This is a genomic window from Bradyrhizobium niftali (assembly GCF_004571025.1).
Lineage (GTDB): Bacteria > Pseudomonadota > Alphaproteobacteria > Rhizobiales > Xanthobacteraceae > Bradyrhizobium > Bradyrhizobium niftali.
Window position 1 is genome coordinate 1 of record NZ_SPQT01000100.1, and the last position, 2,668, is coordinate 2,668.

Consider the following 2,668-nt stretch of genomic DNA (forward strand, 5'->3'; position numbering starts at 1 on the left):
TCGGACGATATCTCATGCCGCAAATATCGGAGCCACATCTGCGCTTGCTGATCGATGAAACTGCTCCTTCCCATCACCAAAGTGCCAGTGGGACCACTGGCCGCACTCTGGAGCTTAGGCTAGTTTCCAAAGAAGCCAACCAACTCGTTTCCTTCTGGGAAGTGGCGTATTTCGACGTTCCCGCATTTCCGCCGATATTGGTGAACGGAGAGAAGGGCTGGCTTAGAGAGCCATTCGGGGTGAATCATACGCCTCCCCCCGATCCAATAAAGTTCGTTCTAGATGCAATCGGCGATGCTTAGTACTTGGCCCGGCGTCTCGGCAAAGCTCGGTTCGTTGGATGGAGTCGGCTTATGGCCCAACGGCGAAGTGCAGTTTGGCTCAGACATGGTCTGATAACCGGGGCGGACCGGAAGTGGCACAGCGCCCGTCAAGCCCGCGCTGTTGATCCCATTGCGGACGTTAGTTGCTTCGCCCTCCGCCTTTCCGTGCAAAGAGTATCAGTAGAGGATATGCCAGCGCGAGAATGAAGATTGCGTCGAACAAGTAGACCGCTATCCCGCGCCCGAACGATGCTGAGGCGCCGAACGTAAGCTCTCGCGCGTTAGAGAACATTATCGGCAGGTTGAGAACGTTCGACATGAAGTCACCGAGCCAGCCAGCTGCGCAAGCGAAGCGTTGCTGTCCCTCGGACCAGCCGCAACCGATGGATTTTAGTAGAGGGTAGGCGACAAGCTCCAAGGGGACTACAACGACTGCAATCCCTACGATGCATAAGCAGAGCAGGCTCACAACTCGAAAAACCTTGAGTATTATCGACCCCGCCATCCGCCAAGAGTACCAAATGTTGATAGCCAGTTGCGACTGTCATTAATTGGTTCATCGAACCGCATCGGGGTGCTGGTAAACGGACCCTTGACGGCGGATGAGCTTCTGCTTGTGATGCTGTGGACGGCTCCTCCACGGGCACGAGAGTGCCAAGGAGTGGGCGCCGTTTGAGGCTCCCACGATTCGGAGGAGCAAGCTATGCAGTCAATTTCGACAATCGGTCTGGATATCGTGAAGTCGGTCTTCCAAGTGCATGGTGTTGATGCAGTCGGCCAGGTGGTCATGCGCCGTCAGCTGCGGCGCCGACACGTCCTGACATTTTTCCAGAAGCTACCGCCATGCTTGGTAGGGATCGAGGCTTGCGCGTCATCGCACTATTGGTCCCGCGAGTTACAGACGTTGGGTCATACGGTGCGATTGATGCCTCCGGCCTATGTGAGACCCTACGTCAAGCGACACAAGAACGACGCCACCGACGCGGAGGCAATTTGCGAGGCGGTCGCGAGACCTAGCATGCGGTTCGTGCCGACCAAGACGGTGGAGCAACAGAGCTGTCTGATGCTTCACCGAGCGCGCCATCTCTTCATCCGCCAGCAGACTGCCGTGATCAATTCAATCCGCGCCTATCTCGCCGAGTTCGGGATTATCGCCCCTGTCGGGCGCAGGGGTGTCGAGCAACTGCTGGAGGTCGTCGCCGATAAAGCCGACTATCGGCTGCCCGAGGTGGCCCGCGCGTGTCTTGCTGCTCTTGGCAGCCAATTGCGCGCAATGAAGACCCAAATCCTGGAGTTCGACCGACGCATCATCGCCTGGCATCGATCAAATGCGACGAGCAGGCGGCTGGATGCGATCCCCGGCGTCGGGCCAGCGCTGGCAACGGCGCTAGTCGCGAGCGTTGCTGATGCCAAGGCCTTCCGATCCGGGCGGGATTTCTCGGCCTGGGTCGGGCTGGTGCCGAAGCAGAACTCGAGCGGGGGTAAGGACAAGCTCGGCAGTATCAGCAAGCAAGGCGATCGCTATTTGCGTAGCCTGTTCACGGCTGGCGCGCTCGCCGTGATCCGCTATGCCAAGATCCACGGCACGGGGCATCGGCCTTGGCTCACCGCGCTGTTGGCGCGCCGACCGACTAAGGTCGCCGCAATTGCGCTCGCCAACAAGCTCGCCAGAATGACATGGGCGATGATGGCTAAGAATGAAGATTACAAGGAACCCGCCGCTCTCGCGGCGTGAACGAAATCACACCGGACAACCCGGTGTGACGTAACGGTTGGGAGGGCGGACAGCACGTAATGCAGTGCCGGTCGATCCGGCGATCAGGACAACCCACATGGGCCATGGCATCTTCGAATGCGTGCTTTTGACCGGGACCTGATCCGCGGAGGGCATTATGGCCAGCGGTCATGGGTACCGCACGAACAGGCCGAACACATGGCTGCTACGACCAATGCTGCAGGCGTGAAGAAAACTCTTGCCAACCCGGAGCCAATGGTATGGACCCCGCCCTTGCTGCGGTGGAATCTCGAACGTCAACTGCAGTGAAGGAGGATGTCATGCAGGTCGTTCGCATAGGTCTAGATCTGGCGAAGTATGTCTTCGAAGTTCACGGCGTCGACAACCACGGGAAAGTCGTTGTGCGAAAGAGGTTGCGTCGCGATGCGGTGGCCGGCTTTTTCGCCAATTTACCGGCCTGCCTGGTCGGCATGGAGGCTTCCAACGGGGCACACTATTGGGCTCGCGTGCTCACGGAGCTTGGCCATCAGGTCCGACTGATCAGCCCTCAGTTCGTGACGCCATACGTCAAGTCGAACAAGAACGACCAGAACGATGCGGAAGCCATTTG

The 2,668-nt window shown here is 58.5% G+C and carries 3 protein-coding genes; all 3 read left to right on the forward strand.

The window, feature by feature from the left end; translation table 11 throughout:
- The coding region (locus E4K65_RS48395) for a hypothetical protein (protein WP_209312168.1) at window positions 1-302 on the forward strand (302 nt) is incomplete at its 5' end.
- A gap of 724 nt (window positions 303-1,026) precedes the next feature.
- A complete protein-coding gene (locus E4K65_RS46505) occupies window positions 1,027-2,058 on the forward strand; it encodes an IS110 family RNA-guided transposase (RefSeq protein ID WP_135179740.1) in 1,032 nt (343 codons plus the stop codon).
- Between the two features lie 320 nt (window positions 2,059-2,378).
- A partial coding sequence (locus E4K65_RS46510; protein WP_135179741.1) for an IS110 family transposase occupies window positions 2,379-2,668 on the forward strand: 290 nt, incomplete at its 3' end.

Coding starts and splice junctions, on each gene's coding strand:
- E4K65_RS46505 (WP_135179740.1), top strand. CDS start 1,027: ATGCAGTCAATTTCGACAATCGGTCTGGATATCGTGAAGTCGGTCTTC.